Source organism: Vibrio sp. GJ43-1, from assembly GCF_055808835.1.
In genome coordinates, this window is sequence record NZ_CM147884.1 from 3,522,262 (window position 1) to 3,547,933 (window position 25,672).

General features: G+C 46.1%; 12 protein-coding genes and 7 pseudogenes. 12 read left to right on the plus strand and 7 right to left on the minus strand.

Features of this window, described 5'->3' with window-relative positions; translation table 11 throughout:
• Positions 1-39: 39 nt before the first annotated feature.
• Positions 40-1,772, minus strand: a pseudogene (locus AC0L66_RS16880) (potassium/proton antiporter).
• Positions 1,773-2,105: 333 nt separating this feature from the next.
• Between AC0L66_RS16880 and AC0L66_RS16885 the strand changes: the two are divergent.
• Both AC0L66_RS16885 and AC0L66_RS16890 read left to right on the plus strand, forming a co-directional pair.
• Positions 2,106-2,372: a DUF4212 domain-containing protein gene (locus AC0L66_RS16885; RefSeq protein ID WP_250618715.1), complete on the plus strand. Its 267-nt coding sequence runs from the start codon at positions 2,106-2,108 to the stop codon at positions 2,370-2,372.
• Positions 2,373-2,382: 10 nt separating this feature from the next.
• Positions 2,383-4,087: pseudogene (locus AC0L66_RS16890) on the plus strand (sodium:solute symporter family protein).
• A 102-nt stretch (positions 4,088-4,189) separates the two neighbouring features.
• Here AC0L66_RS16890 and AC0L66_RS16895 read toward each other — a convergent pair.
• The 4 genes and pseudogenes from AC0L66_RS16895 to AC0L66_RS16910 all read right to left on the minus strand — a co-directional run bounded on the left by AC0L66_RS16895 (position 4,190) and on the right by AC0L66_RS16910 (position 9,865).
• Entirely contained in the window at positions 4,190-4,525 is a 336-nt protein-coding gene (locus AC0L66_RS16895) for a DUF3316 domain-containing protein (protein WP_250618717.1), read from the minus strand.
• A gap of 155 nt (positions 4,526-4,680) precedes the next feature.
• The gene (locus tag AC0L66_RS16900) at positions 4,681-5,013 is read right to left on the minus strand and encodes a DUF3316 domain-containing protein (protein ID WP_265674663.1); all 333 of its coding nucleotides are present in this window, start codon (positions 5,011-5,013) and stop codon (positions 4,681-4,683) included.
• Between the two features lie 163 nt (positions 5,014-5,176).
• On the minus strand, positions 5,177-8,605 hold the full coding sequence (locus tag AC0L66_RS16905; protein ID WP_473567975.1) for a PAS domain-containing hybrid sensor histidine kinase/response regulator: 3,429 nt from the start codon (positions 8,603-8,605) through the stop codon (positions 5,177-5,179).
• Positions 8,606-8,687: 82 nt separating this feature from the next.
• A pseudogene (locus AC0L66_RS16910) lies at positions 8,688-9,865 on the minus strand (3-phenylpropionate MFS transporter).
• Between the two features lie 285 nt (positions 9,866-10,150).
• On the opposite strand from AC0L66_RS16910, the pseudogene AC0L66_RS16915 reads away from it, so the two are divergent.
• The 10 genes and pseudogenes from AC0L66_RS16915 (at position 10,151) to AC0L66_RS16960 (ending at position 21,795) form a co-directional block, all read left to right on the plus strand.
• Positions 10,151-11,978, plus strand: a pseudogene (locus AC0L66_RS16915) (DUF294 nucleotidyltransferase-like domain-containing protein).
• 40 nt (positions 11,979-12,018) lie between these two features.
• The gene (locus AC0L66_RS16920; protein WP_473567977.1) at positions 12,019-12,645 is read left to right on the plus strand and encodes a 3'-5' exonuclease; all 627 of its coding nucleotides are present in this window, start codon (positions 12,019-12,021) and stop codon (positions 12,643-12,645) included.
• Positions 12,646-12,813: 168 nt separating this feature from the next.
• Positions 12,814-14,766: pseudogene (acs, locus tag AC0L66_RS16925) on the plus strand (acetate--CoA ligase).
• Positions 14,767-15,039: 273 nt separating this feature from the next.
• The gene (aroQ, locus tag AC0L66_RS16930; RefSeq protein ID WP_265674654.1) at positions 15,040-15,489 is read left to right on the plus strand and encodes a type II 3-dehydroquinate dehydratase; all 450 of its coding nucleotides are present in this window, start codon (positions 15,040-15,042) and stop codon (positions 15,487-15,489) included.
• Between the two features lie 56 nt (positions 15,490-15,545).
• Positions 15,546-16,003, plus strand: a pseudogene (gene accB / locus AC0L66_RS16935) (acetyl-CoA carboxylase biotin carboxyl carrier protein).
• A 15-nt stretch (positions 16,004-16,018) separates the two neighbouring features.
• Positions 16,019-17,363 (plus strand): annotated as a pseudogene (gene accC / locus AC0L66_RS16940) (acetyl-CoA carboxylase biotin carboxylase subunit).
• A gap of 106 nt (positions 17,364-17,469) precedes the next feature.
• Entirely contained in the window at positions 17,470-18,351 is an 882-nt protein-coding gene (gene prmA / locus AC0L66_RS16945; RefSeq protein ID WP_265674649.1) for a 50S ribosomal protein L11 methyltransferase, read from the plus strand.
• 201 nt (positions 18,352-18,552) lie between these two features.
• Complete coding sequence (gene dusB / locus AC0L66_RS16950; protein WP_473567979.1) at positions 18,553-19,536, plus strand: tRNA dihydrouridine synthase DusB; 984 nt, start codon at positions 18,553-18,555, stop codon at positions 19,534-19,536.
• Between the two features lie 7 nt (positions 19,537-19,543).
• Positions 19,544-19,840, plus strand: a complete 297-nt coding sequence (fis, locus tag AC0L66_RS16955) for a DNA-binding transcriptional regulator Fis (protein ID WP_006073423.1) — start codon at positions 19,544-19,546, stop codon at positions 19,838-19,840.
• 311 nt (positions 19,841-20,151) lie between these two features.
• On the plus strand, positions 20,152-21,795 hold the full coding sequence (locus AC0L66_RS16960; protein ID WP_265674647.1) for a methyl-accepting chemotaxis protein: 1,644 nt from the start codon (positions 20,152-20,154) through the stop codon (positions 21,793-21,795).
• Between the two features lie 139 nt (positions 21,796-21,934).
• On the opposite strand, the gene AC0L66_RS16965 is transcribed toward AC0L66_RS16960, so the two are convergent.
• Both AC0L66_RS16965 and cadB read right to left on the minus strand, forming a co-directional pair.
• Positions 21,935-24,073 (minus strand): lysine decarboxylase CadA, encoded by a 2,139-nt coding sequence (locus tag AC0L66_RS16965; RefSeq protein ID WP_265674646.1) that lies wholly within the window; start codon positions 24,071-24,073, stop codon positions 21,935-21,937.
• Positions 24,074-24,177: 104 nt separating this feature from the next.
• The gene (gene cadB, locus AC0L66_RS16970; protein ID WP_473567981.1) at positions 24,178-25,524 is read right to left on the minus strand and encodes a cadaverine/lysine antiporter; all 1,347 of its coding nucleotides are present in this window, start codon (positions 25,522-25,524) and stop codon (positions 24,178-24,180) included.
• Between the last annotated feature and the right edge of the window lie 148 nt (positions 25,525-25,672).

The window sequence follows — 25,672 nt, forward strand, 5'->3', positions numbered from 1 at the left end:
GTTTGTTTTAGGTGCGAGAGTGATACTCAAACAATACCGCTACTCGTCAGGTGCGTCTGGCAAACAAAGTCCTAATTTCGTCACTTCATTTTCGTCTATGGCAGCAACCACCCATTGCAGTCCATGCCACTCAAAGCTATCCCCCAAAACGGGCTGAGTACCTAGTTCTTTTTCAACTAACGTTTTTAGCGTCATATCCGCATCGATATCCTCGAATTCAAACCCATAAAACGTCGACACATCAGACAGCTTCGCGGTGCCATCAAGGAAAAAATCACCAAAGAACCGAGCAAGGCTTTCATCTTCTGGCGCTTCACTAAACAATAGACTCAATGCATCTAAATTTTGATCTTGCGCTAATACACATAAAGTATCACTCGCTCGCAACTCGGTACTGCCCGATGGATGCAGCAGCTGATTATCTCGGAACAATGCGGCAATTCGAGTTCCTTCTGGCATTTTTAATTTACGTAGCGGCTCTCCGACACACCATTTTTCTGGCTTCAGCTTGTAAATGAACATCTCCCATTCACTAGCCGGAAAAATTTCCACGCCAGAGCGAGAGATAGGTTCTGGTTTAGGAGGGAGTTCCACTTTGGCTAACGCTGCCGCTTTCATTAATGTGCCACCTTGCACCACCAGTGACACCAATACGACAAAGAAAGCAATATTGAAATAGAGCTGAGCATTAGGTAAACCTGCCATCATCGGATACACAGCCAAAATGATGGGAACCGCACCACGTAAACCAATCCAAGAAATAAACCATTTTTCACGAGCGCCGAAACTCTTAAATAGAGATAAACCTAGCCAAACCGATATCGGTCGCGCAAAGAAAATCATACCAAAGGCTAAAGCAAAGCCCGGCACCATAATGTCGACCAAGCTCGATGGGGTTACCAATAGACCCAACACCACAAACATCACAATCTGACTTAACCAAGTCATACCATCCAGTACACTAAGTATTGAGTGACGTGAACGTGTCGGCTTATTGCCCAGCAATAGCCCGACAAGATAGATGGACAAAATACCACTGCCACCAAGGTGATTGGCTAATGCCAGTAACGCCACACCACCACTAATCACCAGTATTGAATATAACCCTTCGTGCAATTGCGTACGGTTAACAAGCTTCCACAGTAACCAGCCCCCCGCTAAACCAACAATAATCCCAATACCAAATTGCATCAGAAAACTTTTGATAAGGAAGGCCGCGCCCAAATCCATGCCTGAGCTACCAAGCACAGCAATAAGCGTGACGGTTAAAAATACCGCCATGGGATCGTTAGTTCCGGATTCAATTTCTAGTGTTGCGCCAACACGCTCATTGAGTTGGCGTCCTTTTAATAAAGAAAATACAGCGGCGGCGTCGGTAGAGCCGACAATGGCCCCCACCAAAATGCCTTGCAGCAACTCTAAGTCAAACAGCCACATAGCCATCAAACCTAGGTCAAGGTTGTGGTGCAAGCAACGCCCAGCGTTGCCATGGTGATTGAAGGCCAAAAAGCCACTCTAAAGCTGGCAACGCGGGTGCGCATGCCGCCATCAAGCAAAATAACCGCTAATGCTAAGTTACTCACTAAATAAGTAATGGAATAATCATCGAAGTAAATGCCCCCAGGACCATCCTCTCCCGCCAACATACCAACACCTAAAAACATCACTAGGATCGGTACGCCCAGCTTTGCGGATACCTGACTAAACAGCACACTTAATGCGACAAGTACTGCTCCAGTCAAAAACAGGCTGTTAATTGAATCTGCATCCACTCATTACTCTCCGTGATTTATGTAACTTATTGCCAACATGACAATTAAAACACAATTGTGAGGTATCACCTCAGTTAATTTGCTAAGCACATGTGTATTAATGTGTACTTAATGTCACTTTCTCGGCTTGTTGATACTGTTAAATATTAGACCTTTGGCTAATTTAACAGCAATTTAACATCACACTTTTAACAAACCATAACGTCAACCATCTGTTATTCATGCATTTCTTTCTTATTTTCGATCGACTAAAGTTGCACAGAGTTCTTGCTACGACCCTGCTACCTTATTAAACGTAACATTACGTTAACACCACTTAATAAGGAGATAGCCATGGCGTTCGAATCATCGGAACATGCGCAAGCCTACTGGAAGGAAAACTTGGGAATCATGGGGACGCTGCTCGCCATCTGGTTCGTCGTATCTTACGGCGCAGGCATTCTATTTGTTGATGCCCTTAACACCATTCAATTTGGCGGTTTCAAGCTAGGATTTTGGTTTGCTCAACAAGGTTCGATATACACCTTCGTGGCGCTGATATTTATTTACGTTGCTCGCATGAATGCGCTCGACAAAAAATACAACGTACAGGAAGACTAGAGGCTAGAACATGGATATTCAAACTTGGACGTTTATTCTCGTCGGTATTACATTCGCACTGTATATCGGCATCGCAATCTGGGCTCGAGCAGGCTCGACCAGTGAATTTTACGTGGCTGGTGGTGGTGTTCACCCCGTCGCAAATGGTATGGCTACCGCAGCAGACTGGATGTCTGCAGCCTCGTTCATTTCTATGGCAGGTATCATCTCATTCGTTGGCTACGACGGTGCGGTGTACTTGATGGGTTGGACAGGTGGTTATGTACTACTCGCACTATGTTTAGCGCCTTATCTGCGTAAATTCGGGCAGTTTACCGTTCCTGATTTCATCGGTGAACGTTACTACTCGAAAACCGCGCGTATGGTTGCGGTATTTTGTGCCATCTTCGTCTCATTTACCTATGTCGCAGGTCAAATGCGTGGTGTGGGCGTAGTATTCTCCCGCTTCCTAGAAGTAGACATTAACTTAGGCATCATCATTGGTATGGGCATTGTGTTCTTCTATGCCGTATTGGGTGGTATGAAAGGCATCACTTATACGCAGGTAGCTCAATTCTGTGTCCTCATTTTCGCCTTCCTTGTGCCAGCAATCTTTACCTCTATCATGATGACAGGTAATCCACTTCCACAAGTGGGTATGGGGTCAACGCTCTCAGGTACAGACGTTTATTTACTTGATAAGCTCGATGGCTTGACTGAAGAGCTTGGGTTCACCGCCTATACCGAAGGCAACAAGAGCATGGTCGATGTCTTCTTCATCTGTGCAGCTCTAATGGTCGGTACTGCGGGTCTGCCACATGTAATCATTCGTTTCTTCACTGTACCTCGCGTACGTGATGCACGTATCTCAGCAGGTTGGGCGCTACTGTTCATCTCTTTGCTTTATACAACTGCACCAGGCGTTGCCGCTTTCGCTCGAGTCAATATGATTGAGACGATTAATGGCCCTGATATGAAAGGGGTACCAGCAGCAGAAGCACCAAGTTGGTATCAAAACTGGGAAAGTACTGGCCTAGTGGGTTGGGAAGATAAGAACGGCGATGGCAAAATGTTCTACTCGGGCGATGAACGCAACGAGATGAAGATTAACCGTGACATCATCGTACTGGCTTCTCCAGAGCTCGCGAAACTACCAAACTGGGTTGTAGCACTACTTGCAGCTAAGTGGTCTAGCAGCCGCACTATCAACAGCCGCAGGTTTGTTATTGGTCATCTCAACGTCAATTTCACATGACTTGTTGAAAAAAGGCTTCAGGCCAAACATGACCGACAAGCAGGAGCTATTAGCTGCTCGTCTAGCAGCCATGGTCGCGATTGTAGGTGCAGGTTACTTAGGTATTAATCCACCAGGCTTTGTAGCACAGGTAGTAGCGTTTGCCTTCGGCTTAGCCGCAGCATCCTTCTTCCCTGCCATCATCCTAGGTATTTTCTACAAGAAGATGAACAAGGAAGGCGCAATTGTAGGTATGTTGTCAGGTATTGCCTTCACAGCAAGCTACATCATTTACTTCAAGTTCATTAACCCAGCCGCAAGCACACCAGAAAACTGGTGGTTTGGTATCAGCCCAGAAGGCATCGGTACACTGGGTATGTGTCTAAACTTTGTTGTCTCTATCGTAGTGAACAAGTTCACGGCTGAAGTACCTGAAGATGTACAAGAAATGGTTGAGTCTATCCGTTACCCGAAAGGTGCTGGTGAGGCCCACGACCACTAATAACAACGTTTACTCGTTGGCTAAAGAAGAAAAGACCAATGCGTACGCATTGGTCTTTTTTTACGCGACTCGCAGGCCGTCACCTAAACGGTAAGTTAACCGCTATGAGCGCTCTTTATACGAATACTCAACATCGATAATCGCTCGGTACTTAATTTCACCGCGATTTTCTGCATATTCCTGCACGGTGATCTGCGCATCGTCAACTTGGACACTGTTTCGCAATAAATCGCCTTCATGCACTCTCAACTTATAAACTAAATCCGTCGAAGGCATCGCTTTCAAATCATTCACCATCTGAAAGCCTGCATCATAAGCTTGCTGTTTAGTGCTAAAGCCTTCTGAATGTAAGTCGACATCACCAACCAGTGATGTTGTGGTCGCCATTGCTGTAGATGATAGAACCAAAGACGCGGTAATTAATGCTAGTTTATTCATGATGACACCTCATTACTTACTAAATTCTCATTAGAGATAAAGATAGTGCGTCAAATAACAGTTCGTATTCTCGTTTAAGCTTGGTGATGTTGAGAATAAACCTGTTTTTGCCACTCTATTATATTGCCTATTCCTAAGATAAGACCTGAACAGGACTAACTATCTTTCGCGTCATATTGATAACTGACATTCACCTGAGCGCGATACTTTATAGTTCCTTGTTTTTCGGAGAATTCTTGAACTAATATTTCAGTGTTTTTTAATTCAACATCTTGGATGTTGTCACTGTGAGCATTCAGCTTGAATTGATGCGCCAAAGCACCACTGGACATCTCATTAAGTTCATCAACCAACTGGTAGCCAGCCTCATAGGCTTTCTGCTTGCTGGAAAATGCTTCGGTTTCCAACTTGCTATTACCAATATCGCTTCCTGCGAATACACTTCCAGACATAAGCGCAACACACGCTACAACTAATCGCTTTTTCATATATTCACCTTTTCTAACTGACGTGTTTGAAGAGGACTCTAGCGTAACTCACCTGATGTAAAGCGTCTGTCAAGCTATGTAAAGGAAGCGTTATATAAGGTAAAGCAATGGAAAACTTAACAACACAATCATGACATTAATGCTTTCCATCACTTTCAGCTGACTAGGTACGATTGAGCATCGCCCTTAATTTGAGGGGTTTAATCGGTTTTGGCAAAAAGCTAAAGCCATTAGATTTAATGCCTTCAAGCATAGTTTCAGTACGATCGGCGCTAATAATCACGCCTTTAAATGAGTCTCCTAACCGCAGACGACATTGCTGTAACACCTCTAAGCCTGTACGGCCATTGTCTAAACGATAGTCCGAGAAAATCACATCCGGTAACCAATCATCTTCCAGATGTTTGAGGCTACCGACCAAATCGAGCGCGGTTCTAACATCACACCCCCAGCGCGCTAATAAGCTCTCCATACCCACGAGAATGTCTTGTTCGTTATCAACACAAAGCACTTTAAGATGCTGAAGTGCAGCATGTGGCGCCGTTGTCACAGGCTTTAATACCGACTCAACATCACTCGCTTTATCTAACGTTATCGAGAATACACTGCCCTTATCTTGCCATGACTGCATAGAAATCTGATGGTTAAGAACTCGGGCTATCCCCCTAGAAATAGCAAGCCCTAACCCTAGCCCTTGATCAGCTCGAGCCTGATCAACGCGAGAAAACTCGTCAAAAATTTCTTTCTGTTTATCTTCTGGAATGCCAATACCATCATCCCAGACATCAATTCTCACTCGACCATTGACTCGTCTCGCGCCCAACACCACTTTCCCCTCAGGATTATAGCGAAAGGCATTGGTAAGAAAGTTCTGTAACACTCGACGCAATAATTTCGGATCCGACTTAACAATCAAACCCGATGACACCACCGAAAAACGAATATTCTGGCCAACAGAGATGGCACTGAACTCAGCTTTTAATGTCTCAAAGACTTCTGAAAGCTCAAAGCCACGCACCTTCGTTTGCAACTTCCCCGACTCCAAACGAGAGATATCTAATAAATCACCTATCAACTCTTCTGCGGCGCCGAGCGCACTTTCAATGTGCGACGACAATTTTTTCGTTTCATCATCTTTACTGACTTCTGATAAAGAGGAAGCAAACAGTCGAGCAGCATTCAAAGGCTGCATCAAGTCATGACTTACGGCCGCTAAAAAACGCATTTTGGATTGCGATTCAGATTCCGCTTTCTTTGTGGCGAACACAAGACGGGCATTTAATTGTTCCAGCTCTTTCGTTCGCTCAGTCACTCTGAATTCCAAGCGCTCATTTGCATCACGCAACGCACTTTCCGCCTCCCTAAACACAGTAATGTCGGTAAAGCTCATGACAAACCCGCCGCCGGGCATGGGATTACCTTGAACTTCAATCACGCTACCATCTGCACGGATCCTTGATGACGTATGCGGTGAGCCTTGCTCTAGGTGATAAATGCGTTTGCGCACATGCTCATTCGGGTCGCCCGGACCACAAAGTCCTTGCTCTGCATTATGTCGAATGACCTCTGCAATAGGTCGCCCTACTTGTATCAACCCCGGCGGGAAGCTAAATAATTCTAAGTAACGTCGATTCCACGCCACTAACCTAAGCTGTTTATCGACAACAGCAATACCTTGCCCTATGTGCTCTATCGCCCCCTGTAGTAAACCTCGACTAAAGTGATACAGCTCCGACGCTTCATCGACAATCGTCGCCACTTCTTCGAGCTGCATATTACGACCTTGCAACGCTGACGTCAGAACAAGTTTCGCGGACGAGGCGCCAAATACACCAGCCAGTACTCGTTCAGTATGCCGAATCAACTCCGCCGATGCTTGCTGATTGGGTAACGCATCTTGTTGCTGCTGACGCCAAAACTGTCGATAAGCGCTGCGAACCCGCGTTCGTCCCACAAAGCGAGAGGCCAGCATTTCGAGTTCAGCCACCGTCACTCGGCTTTGATATAAGCTAATATTTTCACTTTCGGGTAATGGCGTACCGACAAAAGAAGCCGACTGCAAACGTTCCGTTAAACTCGCCCTTGTCGACAACGACACGGTAATAAAGCATAACGCGTTGAGCACAACACTAATCAGCATGCCCCAGTCAGAGCTTTTAAGATCCAAAGATAGCAACAACTCTGGTGGAGTAATCACCCAAATCAGCAGGTTATTCTGCGCATCTCCAGCAAGCAGCCCCGTTTCACTCATCAGTGTAATCAGCCAAATGGTAAAACCCACGAGTAAACCAACATACACCCCTTTTCGGTTACCTAAACGCCAATACAAGCCACCAATAAGTGCGGGGGCGAATTGAGTAATCGCCGAAAATGACAAAAAGCCAATCGCCGATAAAGAGTGAATAGAATCTAACGCCTGATAAAACAGCCATGCGCCAAACAGCAACAAGCAGATCAACGCTCGGCGAATGATCAACAACAAGCCAGACAAGTGACGGTGAGAGCGATGAGCCAGCTTAATGCGCCGCAGTAACAACGGCATCACGAGATCATTCGATACCATAATAGCCAGCGCAATGGTCGACACTATCACCATACCGCTTGCCGCAGAGGTTCCACCTAAAAACGCCAACAACGCGATATGATCGGCATCGGCAAACTTAGGGATACTAATGACATAGGTATCGGGGGAGGTTCCCATTAACAAACCCTGTCCAACCCATGCTATCGGCAACACGAACAGCCCCATCAGGAGCAAATAAAGTGGAAATAGCCAGCGCGCGGTGTGCAAATCTTTTGCTCGTTCATTTTCAACCACCATGGTATGAAACTGCCTAGGAAGACAGATGATCGCCATCATGGTTAATGCGGTATGGATAAGTAGCGTAGGAATATTGGGGGATTGATAGGTCGCGGATGCCAGCTCCGCCAATCGAATATCAGGGCGTTCCCATGCCAGATAAAGGATGAAAAATCCAACGACTAAAAATGCCACCAGCTTAACAATTGACTCAAATGCTACCGCCATCATCATGCCACGGTGATGCTCGGTATTATCAATATGACGAGTTCCGAATAGCATGGTAAAAACCGCTAATGCACCAACAACGAACCAAGAGATATGGGTATCTTGATAACCAAGATCATTGGCTAGGTTTGGGGCGACAACGTCTAGCCCCATAGTAATACCACGCAACTGCAGCGCAATATAAGGCAAGATCCCCGCCACCGCGATTAGGGTGACAGCCACAGCCAAGCCTTGTGATTTTCCGTAACGGGCAGCGATAAAGTCGGCAATCGACGTGATATGTTCCCGCTTGGCAATCAGCACTAAACGAGCAATCACTCGCCAACCTAATGTAAACACCAGAATGGGAGCGATATAAATAGGGAGAAACGACCAAGGATTGTTACTGGCTTGTCCCACCGTACCGTAAAAGGTCCAAGAGGTACAATACACCGCGATAGAGAGGCTATAAACCCACGGTCGCCATTTTGACAACCACTTCTTTTGCCTGTCTCCATACCATGCGATGAGAAATAACACCCCAAGGTATGCCAGCGAGACAGGAATTACTATCCATCCTTGCATTGGTCATATCCCTTTAAAACCTTTGTTCTCATTTAAAGGGCTATAACCTAATAACTCAAACGCTTAGCATCATTTCTGTGGCTCAGGCTGAGAAAACTCTTTGATGTCTTTCCACCGGTTTACTTTTTGGCTCAACCTTAATAAATAACGCTAAAACACCCATAAACGCCATACCCCAGAAGATGTTGGCTCCCCATCGTTCATATCCCCAACCACTGACAGCCATCATTAGCGCAATAAAGGCGCCAAGAGGAATCGCATTATAAAGCGATTGTAATGCCACCATTTTATTCGTTTCAGATTTTTGAATATATTGAATAGCGGCAATATGCGCGATGCCAAAGGTGACACCATGTAATAGCTGAATAACCACCAATGCTCGGTAATGCTACTGTTGACGCCGTCAATCCCCACCGCACGATCACGCCCATAGAAGAAACAACAAATAAGGTTCGCAACGACCAGCCAGCAAACCATTTTTTGCTAAAGGCAAACAAAAGCACCTCTGAGACCACACCCAAACTCCATAGGTAGCCAATGACACTTTCGGGGTGACTAGGCTTCTTTCCAGTATATAGAGCTGAAACTGTAGTACGCGGCGTGGCTGCCTTGAATAAGTGCAATCAGTACCAGAAAACGCACGACTTCCTTATCACACAACAAGCTTTTTAAACTAGGGCGTTCTGCCGCATGTGACGCTTCTGATACGGGCGGGTTAATTGGCGTTCTCATCACTAATAACATCGACAGGACAAACCCAGCTAACGCCGTATAGACAATCATATTGGCGCCATACTGCGACGCTAGATACCCAACAACCGAAGAACCAGCAATAAAAGCAACAGAGCCCCAAAGACGAGCTCGTCCATAGTCCAACACACCTCGATTCGCATAATGATTGGCCATCGCATCAGACAACGGCACCATAGGGCCGAAACTCAGGTTAAATAACACCGTAACCAACGCAAGTAACATGATATTGGCGCCCGCAGCTAGGTGCATGGCAATAAATAATGTACAAGCCAATGTTGCCCAACGCAACGCTGGCAGTAGGCGTTCAACTTGATGAATTCTTGGTGTAATCAATAAATTAGCAACACACCGTGTCGCAAAACCAAGCCCCATTAACATACCAACATCTGTAGCAGATACACCTTGGTCTTCAAACCACAATGCCCAAAATGGTAAATAGACACCATAAGCAAAGAAGAAGCCAAACAGGTACTGAGAGACCCAGGCAAAAGGAGAAGGATTCAACATAACAACAACCTAAAAGAAGAAATAAATCAGGATGAATGACCTGATCACAGTAGAACGGGCACATTATGCAATGACATGTCTTTCCAAAAAAGGGAATTGTTACTAGAAATAAATTACCTCAAATAGTGCCCCCTTATGGTCATAGACGCCGAACATTACTCCATCACTCATAAAACGTATCAATTGGATAACCAGTAAACAGACCTATTCGACTAAAGTCGTCTGGAGGTTAATGCAATAGTTGTCACAATATGAGGTACGGTGAGACAACACAGAGACCACAAGATGCCTGACAAATTTAATATGTCGTCGCCTCCGTTCGACCGCCTGTCTGAACGTGAGCAAACCCAGTTGCGCTCATCATTGGACGTCGCTTATTTTCGAGAAAAAGATGTCTTACTAAAAAGTCATCAGCTCAGTCAGCATCTCTACATTTTAATTAAGGGCTCGGTAGAAGAGCGTGATGAACACAGCAAGGAAATATACGCCCACTACACCTTTGACGACATGTTTGATGTGCGAGCCCAATTTGGCGACCCAGTAAAACATCACTACGTCGCCCTTGAAGACACATTAGCGTACTTACTGCCTAAAGACGTCTTTCTCTCTCTTTATCAGGCAAATGGGCAATTTGCTGCCTATTTTGATAGCAATTTAGCCACCAGACAGCAATTACTCGAAGACGCGCAAAAACAACAAAACCTCGCTGAGTTTATTCTGACAAAGGTCGACCAAGATATTTACCATCCGGCGTTAATACTGGATGCTGAGCATTCTATTACCGAAGTCACACAGTTATTACTTGATCAAGGCGTTGATGCCGCTCTTATTGGCTTGCACGATAGTGATCCAAGACGACAAACGCATCCCTCTGCCCTGCCTTATGGCATCGTCACCCGTACCAACATGCTCCATGCCGTCGTTCTGGAGCAATTACCCTGCGACACTTCGATAAGTGATATCGCCACCTTTCCCGTTCATCAGGTTGAAAAAGAGGACTTTCTCTTTAATGCCATGGTGACCATGACAAGGCAGCGCGTTAAGCGGCTGATGGTATGCGATGGTTCAAAGCATGGTTGGCATGCTCGACATGACCCAAATACTCAGCACATTCTCAACCCACTCTCATGTGTTGTCGCTCAGTATTGCTCGGGCTAATAGCATTGAAGAACTTGCTCTGGCATCCACAAAACAACAGCAACTTGTCGATAGTCTGGTAAGTAATGGTATTCGCACTCGCTTCATGATGGAGCTTATCTCAGCGGTAAATGAGCAAATTATCGAAAAAGCCTTCGAATTGATCCTCCCTCCTGCAGTACATAATCACTGCTGCTTTATCGTATTAGGCTCAGAAGGTCGTGGCGAACAAATACTAAAAACCGATCAAGATAACGCGCTTATCTTAGATGACGCTTTAGATTGGCCAGACAAAGAAAAGGTACTAGAAACGCTAAGCCATACATTGGCTCGATTAGGTTATCCACTATGTCCCGGCAACGTCATGGTGAGTAATAGTCAGTGGGTCAAATCTGTTTCTGAATGGCACCGTCACGTCCGGCAATTAATTACTAAAGCGACACCCGATAACGTGATGGCGTTGGCGATTCTTGCCGACGCCCGGGCTATCGCAGGAAACCTCGCACTTCTTGCCCCTATAAGCACGTCCTTACGAGAACAAATGGAAGGGCAAGAGCTGATTCTGGCTGACTTTACCCGCCCCGCTCTGACTTTTGCTGTACCGCTCACCTTATTTGGTAATGTCAAAGCATCTAAGGACGGCTTGGATATCAAGCAAGGCGGCATTTTCCCTATTGTTCACGGTATTCGAGCACTCAGCCTAGAGTATGGGCTAGAAGCAACCAACACTTTCGAGCGAATTGACCAATTGGTTGAGAAACGCGTTTTAGAGACCTCGACTGCCGATAATCTGTCAGAAGCACTCAAACAATTTTTCAAACTCAGGTTGCAACAACAGCTCACTCATCATCACACCCAAAATTCGATTCAGTTAGCGAACTTAGAGCGCCCAGAGCGGGACTTGTTACGTCATGGGCTACATGTGGTGAAAAAATTCAAGCAATGGCTTGGCTATCATTACCAAATTCGCATATAGCGACGCACAGGTAAGAAGCAACCTGCGTTCAAGGAGCAGTATGAACCCAATTCGACGATATTGGTGGCACTATAAACTTAAAGGCACAACTTATGCGCCACTGTTTGCCCGTGCCCGCTGCAATGAGTTTGTGTCACTCGATTGTGAGACAACCAGTCTCGATCCTAACGTGGCTGAAATAGTGACGATTGCCGCGACCAAAATCATTGGTAACCGGATTATTACTAGCGCCCCATTTGAAGTACATCTTCGTGCCCCACAGTCACTCGACGAAAACTCGGTTAAAATTCATCACATTACTCATCACGATTTGAAACATGGCATCAGCGAACAGCAAGCGATTACGTCCCTCATTAACTTTATTGGTAATCGCCCTTTGGTCGGTTATCACATTCGCTACGACAAAAAAATCCTCGATCGTGTCACGAAAAAGCACTTTGGCTTCCCCCTTCCCAACGCGCTCATTGAAGTCAGCCAGCTCTACAATGACAAGCTGTTGCGAATGTTGCCGAACGGCTATTTCGATCTAAGCTTAGAGGCTATTTGTCGGCACTTAGAAATACCCGCCTACAATAAGCACGATGCCCTCAACGACGCCAAAGCCGCCGCCCTGGTCTATTTGAAGCTGACAAAAGGCACAATGCCACCCTTTATTCCCCAAAACTAATTTTGCGACTGGGATCTCATTTCAGCATGAACGCAAGTGACTGATTTAAATGCATTTAAAACAAGTACGCCTAAAGTCTAATTGCCGTTTATGCCAATCTAGCCGAGAGTTAGTAGCAGATGTAACTCAGCCCAAGTTGGAAGTGCTCAATTCACAAGGAGAGAAGCAATGAGTGAAGTTCATGTTTATCCGGTAAAAGAAAATATTAAAACGCATACGCACGCGGATAACGACACTTACCTATCCATGTACCAGCAGTCCGTTAGCAACCCTGAGGCATTTTGGGGCGAGCACGGCAAGATTGTAGATTGGATCAAACCCTTCACACAGGTGAAAAACACCTCTTTCGATACTCGGTCATGTCGATATTCGCTGGTTTGAAGATGGCACACTCAATGTGTCTGCGAACTGTATTGACCGCCACCTCGCCGATAAAGGGGATGACGTAGCGATCATTTGGGAAGGCGATGACCCTGCCGACGATAAAACGCTCACTTTCAATGAATTGCATAAAGAAGTTTGTCAATTTTCAAACGCGCTAAAAGCACAGGGCGTTAAAAAAGGCGACGTAGTATGCCTTTATATGCCAATGGTGCCTGAAGCGGCGGTTGCCATGCTAGCCTGTACCCGAATCGGTGCCGTTCACACCGTGGTATTTGGCGGTTTTTCTCCAGAAGCCTTGTCGGGCCGCATTATCGATTCAGATGCGAAAGTCGTAATCACCGCTGATGAAGGCGTTCGTGGCGGTCGCGCAGTACCACTCAAGAAAAACGTTGATGAAGCGTTAACGAACCCAGACGTGAAAAACATTTCTACTGTCATGGTTCTTAAACGTACTGGTGGTGATGTGGCTTGGCACAGTCATCGTGACGTTTGGTGGCATGAAGCCACAGCAACGGTGTCTGATATTTGTCCTCCTGAAGAGATGCAAGCGGAAGATCCACTATTTATCCTCTATACCTCAGGGTCAACGGGTAAACCTAAAGGTGTATTGCACACCACTGGCGGTTACTTAGTCTATGCCGCAATGACGTTCAAGTACGTCTTTGACTATCAACCGGGTGAAACCTTCTGGTGTACTGCAGATGTGGGATGGATTATCAGTCACACCTACCTCATCTATGGTCCGCTTGCTAATGGCGCAAAAACGATTTTATTTGAAGGCGTGCCAAACTACCCAGATACAAGCCGCATGAGCGAAGTGGTCGACAAGCACCAAGTTAATATTCTCTATACCGCTCCAACGGCCATTCGTGCACTGATGGCAAAAGGGGACGAAGCAGTAAAAGGGACCAAACGAGACAGTTTAAGAATCATGGGGTCGGTCGGTGAACCAATTAACCCAGAAGCATGGGAGTGGTACTACAAGACGATTGGTAACGAGCAATCACCGATCGTTGATACGTGGTGGCAAACCGAGACTGGTGGGATTTTAATTACCCCGCTACCGGGTGCAACAGATTTAAAACCGGGCTCAGCCAGCAAACCATTCTTTGGTGTTCAACCAGCGCTTGTCGATAACATGGGTAACATCATAGAAGGCGCGACAGATGGTAATCTCGTGATTCTAGATTCTTGGCCTGGACAAATGCGTACCGTCTATGGCGATCACGACCGTTTCGAGCAAACCTACTTCTCGACGTTTAAAGGGATGTACTTTACCAGTGATGGTGCGCGTCGCGATGAAGATGGTTACTACTGGATCACGGGTCGTGTCGATGATGTACTCAACGTTTCTGGCCACCGTATGGGCACCGCAGAAATTGAGTCGGCATTAGTCGCTTTCGATAAAATTGCTGAAGCCGCAATTGTTGGCATCCCGCATGACATCAAAGGTCAGGCCATCTATGCCTATATCACGCTCAATGATGGTGAATACCCATCAGCAGAGCTTCATAAGCAGGTAAAAGACTGGGTAAGAAAAGAAATCGGTCCAATCGCCACCCCTGATGTGTTGCACTGGACTGATTCGTTACCGAAAACACGTTCCGGTAAAATTATGCGCCGTATCCTACGTAAAATTGCAAACTCGACGATACCAGTAACCTAGGTGACACCTCAACCTTAGCGGATCCAAGCGTGGTTGATAAACTGATCGCAGAAAAAGCTGAACTCGCGTAAGACCGCAACATGTCCACAACAAACCGCCTTGTTCTAGGGCGGTTTTTTTGTATCAAGGTTTTTCAGAATTGAGTAAAAACGTGCACTGTGTTGCAAGTTTTCTGACAAAGATAGGGTGATTAGACCAGTAAATTGCTGCTAAATGCTGTGAATTAGCTATAATCTTGGTCAACTTTTAAAAAACAGCCAAAATTTGGTGTCAAATCAGGCTGATTTTTATATAAACTTGAGATAAATCACGTTCATTTCACGTTAACAGAAGATGGCAGCATTATGGCAGCAAAGTCACGAATTCTAGTTTTAAATGGCCCAAACCTTAATCTATTAGGACTAAGAGAGCCTGGACACTATGGTTCGGAAACACTATCACAAATTATTGATAACCTAACTGACTTAGCGCAAATACAGGGCGTCACCCTGACACACCTGCAATCTAATCGTGAATACGAGCTCATTGAAGCGATACACGCCGCCCATGGTGATATTGATTTTATCATTATCAACCCAGCAGCCTTTACCCACACCAGCGTCGCGTTAAGAGATGCGCTGCTTGGCGTTTCAATACCATTTATCGAAGTGCACTTATCAAACGTTCATGCTAGAGAACCATTTCGTCATCATTCTTATTTGTCCGACGTGGCACAAGGCGTGATATGCGGACTAGGATCGCAAGGCTATGAATTTGCCCTTTCCGCTGCCATTAAGGCACTGAAAGTAAAATAGATACTCTATGGCTGCGCAGCAGATCATCTGACTCACATTAGAGAAGAGATAGAAACATGGATATTCGTAAAATCAAAAAACTTATCGAACTAGTAGAAGAATCAGGCATTTCTGAGCTAGAAATCTCTGAAGGTGAAGAATCGGTACGAATCAGCCGTAATGGCACAGCACCCGTTGCACCGATTCAATACGCCGCAGCGCCAGCTCCAGTTGCCGCACTTAGGCACCAGCTGTTGCTTCAGCTGCACCTGCTGCTCAAGAAGCCCCTGCTGCGCCTGCTGGACATCAAGTTCTTTCGCCAATGGTAGGTACGTTCTACGGCGCGCCAAGCCCTGATGCAAAACCGTTCGTGAAAGTGGGTCAGCAAGTAAATGCTGGCGATACGCTATGTATCGTTGAAGCGATGAAAATGATGAACCAAATTGAATCTGATAAGTCTGGTGTTGTTACCGCTATCCTTGTTGAAGACGGCCAACCAGTTGAGTTCGACCAAGCTCTAGTCATTATCGAATAATAGAGAGCGCTCATTATGTTAGATAAATTAGTAATCGCGAATCGTGGTGAAATTGCACTACGTATTCTGCGCGCTTGTAAAGAGCTCGGCATTAAGACCGTAGCGGTTCACTCAACCGCTGACCGCGATCTTAAGCACGTGCTACTTGCAGACGAAACCATTTGTATCGGTCCAGCTCGTGGCATCGACAGCTACCTTAACATCCCTCGCATTATTAGCGCGGCGGAAGTCACTGGAGCTGTTGCCGTTCACCCAGGTTATGGCTTCCTTTCAGAAAACGCTGACTTTGCTGAACAAGTCGAGCGTAGTGGCTTCATTTTTGTAGGCCCTAAAGCTGAAACCATCCGCATGATGGGTGATAAAGTCTCCGCTATCACTTCAATGAAAAAAGCGGGCGTGCCTTGTGTTCCAGGTTCTGATGGCCCTCTTGATGATGATGACGCGAAGAACAAAGCACACGCAAAACGTATTGGCTTCCCTGTTATCATTAAAGCCTCTGGCGGCGGCGGTGGTCGTGGTATGCGCGTGGTTCGCTCTGAAGCAGAACTGACTGAAGCGATAGCCATGACGCGCGCTGAAGCAAAAGCGTGTTTCAACAATGACATGGTTTACATGGAAAAATTCCTAGAAAACCCTCGTCACATTGAAGTTCAAGTACTGGCTGACGGCCAAGGCAACGCGATTCACCTTGGTGAGCGTGATTGTTCAATGCAACGTCGTCACCAGAAAGTTGTGGAAGAAGCACCAGCACCAGGTATTACCGAAGAGATGCGTAAGTACATCGGTGAGCGCTGTACTCGCGCGTGTATCGAAATCGGCTACCGTGGCGCTGGTACGTTTGAATTCTTGTATGAGAATGGCGAATTCTACTTTATCGAAATGAATACGCGTATTCAGGTAGAGCACACCATTACTGAGATGGTAACGGGTATCGACCTTGTTAAAGAGCAGCTACGTATCGCAGCTGGCCAACCGCTTTCATTTACTCAAGATGAAATCAAACTGCGTGGTCATTCAATCGAGTGCCGAATCAACGCCGAAGACCCAGTTCGCTTCTTACCTTCACCAGGTAAGATCACACGCTTCCATGCTCCTGGTGGCATGGGTGTACGTTGGGAATCTCACATCTATCACAGGTTATACTGTACCGCCGCATTATGATTCAATGATCGGTAAGCTCATCACTTACGGTGAAAACCGTGACGTGGCGATCGCTCGTATGAAAAATGCGTTAGGTGAAATGATTGTCGAAGGTATTAACGTGAATACCGAGCTACAACTGGCTATCATGAACGACGAGAACTTCCAACACGGTGGCGCGAACATCCACTATCTAGAGAAGAAGCTCGGTTTACAGTAAGCCTGTTGCCCGATGATACTAAGCCCACTGATGTGGGCTTTTTTTGTACGCTCTTTTCGCGAATCTGCTACACTCTGCGCAAAATTACTCACCACGGACCAGACTCATGCCTTGGATTCAAATCAAACTTAACGCCACAAATGACAACGCTGAACTTATCGGCGATATGTTAATGGAAGAAACAGGCGCGCTGTCTGTTACTTTCCTCGATGCACAAGACACGCCTGTCTTTGAGCCCCTACCGGGTGAGACTCGACTTTGGGGTGATACCGACATTGTTGCCCTTTATGATGCCGAAACTGACACTAAGCTCGTCCTAGAACAAATCAAAGCCAGCAACATGTTAGTCGCAGGCTTCGCACATAAAGTTGAGCAGCTCGAAGACAAAGACTGGGAGCGCGAATGGATGGATAACTTCCACCCAATGCAATTTGGCCAACGCCTATGGATCTGCCCAAGCTGGCGTGATGTTCCAGAACCAGATGCGATCAACGTGATGTTAGATCCTGGTCTAGCATTTGGTACCGGTACTCACCCTACAACTGCATTATGTTTAGAATGGCTAGAGTCGCTAGACCTTGCTGGTAAAACGGTCATCGATTTTGGTTGTGGTTCCGGTATTCTTGCCATTGCGGCGATCAAACTTGGCGCAGCTAAAGTCATTGGTATCGATATCGATCCTCAAGCTTTAGTCGCCTCGAAAGATAACGCCCAGCGCAACGGTGTTGCTGACCAACTTGAACTTTACTTGCCACAAGATCAACCTGAAAACCTACTCGCCGATGTTGTGGTAGCGAACATTCTTGCAGGTCCACTACGTGATTTATCAGCTGTGATCAAATCGCTGGTCAAAGACCAAGGTAAGTTAGCAATGTCAGGCGTACTTGATACCCAAGCAGAAGACGTCGCCAACTACTATCGTGATGAAATGACGGTTGACCCTATCGTCGAACTCAAAGAATGGTGTCGTATCTCCGCCACTAAATAACCCTTTTTCGCGATGAGAAGTCGTTTAACCCGTTAACAGGGGCGACTTCTCATGTTGAATACCGAATACTTTCACCACTAAAAGGCTGAAAATCAGGCATTTTGCAGAAACAAATTGTAAATGCTCAAATATTAGTCTTTTCACGCATCGAAAAAATGCGTAAAATGCGCGCCCTTGCTTGTGTAAACCTGTGGCGATGTTTTGAAAATCGGAAAATACCAACTTAAGAACAATCTTATCGTCGCTCCTATGGCCGGAGTAACCGATAGACCATTTCGCGAGTTGTGTCTTCGTTACGGTGCTGGAATGGCGGTCAGTGAAATGATGTCCTCTAATCCAAAACTGTGGAAAACATCTAAGTCGCAGCAGCGCATGGTGCATGAGGGTGAATCGGGTATTCGCTCCGTGCAAATTGCAGGTGCCGACGCGAAGCTTATGGCTGACGCGGCACAATTCAGTGTTGAGAACGGTGCACAGATCATCGATATCAACATGGGGTGTCCTGCAAAGAAAGTAAATAAAAAGCTAGCGGGCTCTGCATTGCTCAAGCACCCAGAGATTATCGAAGATATTCTGCGTGCTGTTGTGGATGCAGTAGATGTTCCAGTAACACTAAAAACCCGTACTGGCTGGGATACAGACAATAAAAACTGTGTCCAAATAGCAAGGCTTGCCGAAGACTGTGGCATACAAGCGCTCGCCCTTCATGGTCGAACTAAAGCTTGTATGTATAAAGGTGAGGCTGAATACGACAGCATCAAAGCGGTTAAAGAAGCAATCTCTATTCCTGTTATCGCTAACGGAGATATAGATAGTCCTGAGAAGGCCAAATTCGTTTTGGACTATACTGGCGCTGACGCTTTGATGATTGGACGTCCGGCCCAAGGACGGCCATGGATTTTCGAGGAAATCCAACACTATTTGGAAAACGGCACACTGATGCCTGAACGTCCAGTTGGAGATGTTGAGGGTATCTTGCTTGGCCATGTTCACGCCCTCCATGAGTTTTATGGAGAGTATTTAGGTCCACGTATCGCGCGCAAGCATGTTGGCTGGTATTTAAAAGAACATGCACAAGCCAGTGAATTTCGTCGTGCCTTTAATGCAATCGAAGTTGCTCACGAGCAGCTAGATTCATTACAAGGCTATTTTAAAACGTTGCATCATAATTACGAGAAGAGCTAAACCGATTATGTTCGAACAGAATTTGACTTCAGAACCATTGACCGTTACTACAGTAACATCTCAAGACCAAATCACTCAGAAGCCACTACGTGACTCTGTCAAAGCGTCTCTAAAGAACTACCTTGCTCAATTGAATGGTCAAGATGTCACTGAGTTGTATGAACTAGTGTTGGCAGAAGTTGAACAACCACTACTAGACACCATCATGCAGTACACTCGCGGTAACCAAACTCGCGCAGCAACCATGATGGGTATCAACCGCGGTACTCTTCGCAAGAAACTAAAAAAATACGGCATGAACTAATAGGTTCTCGTAACTAGCAGAATACCAAGCCACCTTCGCTCAGAAGGTGGCTTTTTTTTGCTTGTAACAGCAACGCCCCAGACAACTCTTCCTTATATTTCCTCTTTCCAAACGAAAGTTGAAGCTAGCTCAAGTCTTAGACTATTGGGGGATAGTATCAACACTACGAATGCCGTAAGGTAAATGCATAACAATTATAAATTCAAGTCAGACTGCCTAGTTCATAATTATTCATAAAATTAACTTAAAAGTCAGCATGCCAATATTACCCATTGGTGATGTGTTCACTTTAAGAAAAAGGAGTTCTTAAGATGAATACCCAATTCTTGCGCCGCATTTCTATTCAGAACCGTTTGTATCTATTGATCCTAGTTGTTTCTGTTGCCCTGCTTGTTCCACTTGCTCTGTCACTTGTCGACTACGACAAATCTCTGACAGAGGCAAAACAAACCAAAACCCGCCACCTTGTTGAGAGCGCCTATACGCTCGTCAATCATTACTACCAAAAACAGCAAGCAGGCGCCATGACACAAAGCGAAGCTCAATCCGCAGCTAGCCAAGCGATTCAGGCTCTTCGTTACGAAACTAACGACTACTTTTGGATTAATGACATGACACCCAACATGATCATGCACCCTCTTAAACCCAAACTCGTTGGACAGAACTTAAGCCAAATATCGGATCCTAATGGCAAACGCTTATTTGTCGATATGGTTAACGTTGCTAAAAGCAAACAAGCTGGATTCGTCAATTATATGTGGCCAAAGCCGGGTGCCGACGCTCCCGTGGAAAAAATATCCTATATTAAAGCCTTTACCCCTTGGGGCTGGATCATTGGTACTGGCGTTTATGTCGATGATATTCAAGCCTTGGTCTGGAACGAAATCAAAAAGGTAATGACATCCGTCTTAGTGGCTCTAGTCTTTATGTTAGCCCTTGCTACTTGGCTCAGCCGCAGCATTGTCACGCCGTGCAAAGAAACACTAGATGCACTTAATGATATCGCCAGCGGGGATGGCGACCTATCACGCCAGTTACCTGAAAAGGGCGCCGATGAACTTAGCCAGATTGCCGCGGCATTCAACCGTTTTACCACCAAGCTTGGTGTCATTATTAATGATATTAAACCCGTCACCGAAAACATCACTGAAGCCGCTGTATCACTAAACAAAGTCGCGCAAGGCAGCGCAAGCAAATCTCAGCAACAACAACAGGCTGTCGACACCGTTGCGTCAGCAATGAATGAGCTTCACGCCAGTAACCAAGAAGTCGCCAACTCAGCTCAACATGCTGCAAGCGCCGCTAAGCAAGCCAGTGAACAGGGTAAACACGGCACACAAGTTATTGAGTTAGCATCAAGCTACATGCAGTCTTTATCGGTTCGCCTAACGGAGACTGACGCTAACATTCAGATGCTAGCCAATGACACTCAAGAGGTGGGGTCTGTTCTGGAAGTCATTCGGGGCGTCGCAGAACAAACTAACTTGTTAGCACTCAACGCAGCTATTGAGGCGGCAAGAGCAGGAGAGCAAGGACGAGGATTTGCTGTCGTGGCCGATGAAGTCAGAACACTGGCGACTCGAACCCAAACCAGCACCGATGAGATAGAGCAAATCATTCAAAAACTGCAATCTCAAGCGTCAGAAGTCAGCCAATCCATGACTCAAACACAGCAACAATCAAAGGCGACGCTCGAACAAGCAGCGAATGCGAAGCAAGCACTCACGGAAATCGATGATCAAGTGAATGCCATTCTCTCGCTCAATCAACAAATTGCCGAAGCCAGCTCACAGCAAACACTGGCAACCGATGAAATTAGTCAGAACCTAACACAAATTGCCGACCACGGTAGCCAGTCTGCGATTGAAGCCAAGTCACTTGCCGATGCAAGCGAGCGCCTGCTAGAGGATGGACAGACGCTAGCCAATGGCGTTGGGGCATTTAAAGTCTCCTGATTTCCGTTTGTCGCAATAAGAAAAGGCGAACGGTAAACCGTTCGCCTTGATTTAAGCAGTCGTCAATTGGGGTAGCGGCCACTGTATTTTGATGAGAGCGTGATGGGGGAGCATGCCTGCCGACATCACAATGTCATCATTATTCGCCCTTGAGTACCTTAACGGTATAGCTGCCATCCTTCTGGCGATACAAGCCATGAATATCCGTTTCAAAACCTGGATAATGGGCACCAATCTCACAAAGCATTTCTAAGAAATCTAATACTGGACGCGAACGGTCTGTCACCATTTCGCCTGGCAACACCAATGGAACACCAGGAGGGTATGGCAAAATCATATTGGCACTGACACGTCCTACCATTTCTTGCAGATTAATCTCTTCAATTTGACCACGTAACTCTTGTTGCCATGCAGCATGAGGGGTCACTTTCATTTCTGGTAAGACATCAAAGGCTTTATACATGAGCTCTGGAAGCTGATACTTCATGGTCAAATCATGTATGCCCTGCGCGACTTCTTGAATTCGCTTGCCTTCATAAAAGCTGGGATCTTCTCGATACAATGATGGCAACATATTACGTACCGTTAGATTTAGGTCGTAACCACGTTTAAACTCGGTTAAGCCACGTAGTAGCTGCATCGCTTTGGACTTATCAATACCAATAGAGAACAAGAACAATAGATTATAAGGACCCGTCTTCTCAACCACGATACCACGCTCGTCAAGGTACTTAGCCACTAATGATGCAGGAATACCAGAAGACTCCAGTTCACCAGATTTATTCATTCCCGGAGTCAGCAGTGTGATCTTAATCGGATCCAAATACATATGGTCATCATCAAGATCTTTGAATCCATGCCATGTCTCTTTTGGATCCAGTTTCCAGCACTCTGTCGTATCAATATTGTCTGGTTGCCACACATCAAAGAACCAGCCTTCACTCTCACCTTTTAGTCGCTTAATCTCTTTACGGAAACGAACAGCACGGTCGATGGAATCTTGCATCAACTTACGTCCCGTATTACCACGCATCATCGCGGCAGCCGTTTCCGTAGAAGCGACAATGCCATATTGAGGAGACGTTGAGGTGTGCATCATAAAGGCTTCATTAAATGATGCCTGATCAAACTCACCTTTTATATGAATCATAGAAGCCTGTGAGAACGCTGCGAGCAATTTATGCGTGGATTGTGTTTCATAGAACACTTTACCTGGCATCGCCTCACCGCTCATGCCAGATTTACCATCGTAGATAGCGTTGAAATTAGTGTATGGCACCCAAGCACTATCGAAGTGGATGTGTTTGCAATCTAAAGACTCTTTGATGAATTGAGTATTGTAAAGCAGCCCATCGTAAGTGGAGTTAGTAATAACCGCGTAGCTCGGCGCTGTCGCACCTTCTGTCATAGCGACTTTGTCTGCTATCACGTCACGGCTAAATTCTCGCTGTGGAATGCCACCCAGAATCCCATACGCATTGCGTGTTGGTCGGAAGTAAATCGGCGTAACGTCCGTCATCATCATTAAGTGTGTCAGCGATTTATGGCAATTGCGATCCACCAGCACAGTACTGCCTGCTGGCGCTGAATACATGCCGACGATTTTGTTGGACGTGGATGTACCATTAGTCACAATATAAGAACTATCGGCATTAAACGTACGGGCAATATACTCTTCCGCTTCTTTGTGAGGTCCTGAGTGATCAAGTAAAGAGCCTAACTCAGGCATCGAGATAGAAACATCTGCCTTAAAAGTATTTGGACCGTAGAAATCATAGAAAATACTGCCCGCCGGGCTTTTCTGGAACGCGGTTCCACCCATGTGCCCTGGTGTACAGAAGGTATATTTCCCCTCTTCTACATACTTAAATAGCGCTTTAGTGAATGGAGGCATGATGGCACTTTTGTAGGCCTCCGTCGCTTGCTTCACTTTCACGACAATATCGTCTGCCATACCTAAAGCATACTCAAAGAAACTCACATTCAAACGCAGATCTGTCAGCGAAATATCCAAGGTTGACTGATCATTGGCAAAGGCATGGACTGGCAGCTTGTCGTTTACAGCACTGATACGTTCACATAAATTCAGTGAGTACTTATCCCAGTCAAATAACACGCCGCATACCCGCGGGTTCATCTCGATAAGTTTCATTAAGTCTTTGTCGTCAACAGGATAGACCACGTCATAGCCAGCTTTTTCTAATGCAGCATGCAACTGACGAACGGGCTCTTCTTTAAAGAACACACCCATGTGATTAAGGATTGCAAAAATATTCATTTGGAGATCTCCAAGGTGAATGAGGGCGCTCCCTGCCAATGACAGTGAGTAACTAGAGCGCCTAAGGAATAAGTTGTTGGTGTGGTCGTCACACCAACAGAGAATTAGTGACTGGTTTGCTGTGACGTTCTTTCGTTCGGGTGTTGCTCCATATATTGAGCCAGCCCCGCTTTCTTGCTATAGAACATCAGAATAATCAGCGACATAATGAAGGTCGCGGTGAGTGTTGTCCCTTCCGCCCCAGCCAATGCCACCATGCAAAATAAGCAAGCAACACCAGAGAAGAACATGACAAAGCCATTACGAGTGGTCATGCCCTCGAAACGAATCAAATTAATACTTGAATAGAAATAAGGCAGCATGGTGAGTAGAACCGCATCGGTGGTGAGCTGGTTAAAGAGATCGGCAGCGTGAGCAGTTTTAGAGCTAAAGACCATCAATACACACATTAATGCCGTCATCTTAATCGACGCCAAAATCAGGCCCTTTCTAGGCACACCATTTTTGTCTACTTCACCGTACACTTTAGGGAAGTTACCATCAGTGGCGGCACGTTTGCTGGCTTCGCCAACCAGCATCATCCAAGAGCCCAGAGAAGTGAAACACGCTAATGCAGTGAAAGCCGCTACAAATGGGGCCGTCCAGTGACCAAAAATTTCTGTCGTTGCTAGCGCAAAAGGGGCACCTGAAGCCGCGACTTCCGCAGCAGGGAACATGCCACTAATCATTTGGGTAGAGACAATATAAATAACCCCCGCAATCGCAGTTCCTAACATCGTTGCCATCGGTACCGTGCGTTTCGGGTTCTCAACCATACCTGACGATACTGCTGCAGATTCAACCCCGACAAACGACCAAAGACAAATCAGCACAGCGGCGATGACAGCATGACTGTCGCTGCCTGCAGAGACATTCCAGTTTTGGCTATAGAGTGCAGGTTCAAAGTGCGTCCAACCAAAGAATGCCGTACCTAAGACGGGAACAAGAATAAGCACAAGTCCTAATGTACATAGACGACTCACCCAGCTGCCACCTAACAAGTTGACCATGGTAAAAACCCAAACAGACGCGATGGTCGCAAGGCCTGCTGGCACAGGGTTATTCAGCACTGGAAAAAAGACCGAGAGGTAAGACACGCCTGTAATTGCGATCGCCAAATTACCAATCCAGTTAGCATGGTAATAAAGCACACCCGTTTGGAAGCCGAAAACAGGAGAGATTTCACCCGCGTAAGCAATAGGCCCACCCTCTTGTGGGTTTTTCGTTGCTAAGCGTGCAAAAACAAAGGCAAGACTCAACGCCCCGACGATACATATTATCCAGCTATATAGTGAAATAGAGCCGACCGCCGCTAAACTTGATGGCAACAAAGCAATACCACTGCCCATCATGTTTCCGGCAACAACCCCCGTACAGGCAACAAGACCGATTTTCTTAGTATTCGATGACATAACATCTCCACATGTTTTCTACTTAAGCGCGTTGCGCCCAAACTGAATCCGATTCGAGATGCCACCAGAAAGTGATGTTGCACCTCATTAAATTTCGAAGTGCAGGTTACGCCCAATCATCGCTAAAAAAATCAATCTAAAGTTATCA